The organism is Falsiroseomonas oryziterrae (assembly GCF_021864505.1).
Classification (GTDB): Bacteria; Pseudomonadota; Alphaproteobacteria; order Acetobacterales; family Acetobacteraceae; genus Falsiroseomonas; species Falsiroseomonas oryziterrae.
Map to the genome: position 1 here is coordinate 1 of NZ_JAKJIB010000726.1, position 527 is coordinate 527.

The 527-nt window shown below is 78.9% G+C and carries 2 protein-coding genes; both read left to right on the forward strand.

Going from position 1 to position 527, the window contains the following annotated elements:
• Positions 1-243 (forward strand): hypothetical protein (locus L2I40_RS24360; RefSeq protein WP_237217897.1); only part of this gene is annotated, 243 nt, incomplete at its 5' end.
• A gap of 32 nt (positions 244-275) precedes the next feature.
• Positions 276-527 (forward strand): hypothetical protein (locus tag L2I40_RS24365; protein ID WP_237217898.1); only part of this gene is annotated, 252 nt, incomplete at its 3' end.

The window sequence follows — 527 nt, forward strand, 5'->3', positions numbered from 1 at the left end:
GTCGCGCTCGGCATCCGGCAGGACGCGCCGGACGAGGCGGTCGGCCGGGCGCTGCTGGATGCGGGATCGGCGCTCGACGCCGGCAACCGCGCCGGCGCCACGACGGCGCTGGAGCCGGTGTCGCCGGCCCCCGCAAGCACTCTCGCGCGCCTCGACGCGCTGCCGCCCCTGCCGCGCACGGCCGCCGCGACCCGCCAGGCGCAGGACGAGATGCGCCGCCTGGACGGAGAGAGTTCTTTCTAGCCCGGTCCCGCCGCGCTATCGCTGGCGCACCGATGCGCATCCTCGCCGCCCTGTCCCTGCTCGCGCTCGCCGCCTGCGCCGAGATGCGCGCGCCGCCCGCCGCCACGCGTATCCCGCCCGGCCTCGGCCTCGTCGCCGCCGATCCGATGCCCGCCATCATGGAGGACGCGGCATCCGCCTTCGCCGGGGACGGCCGTGGCCTCGCGGGCCGGCCCGCCGCGACCGCGCGCGCCGTCGGCCAAGCCGAGCTGATCGCGGCCGAGATCCGCCGCGACCCGCGCTGG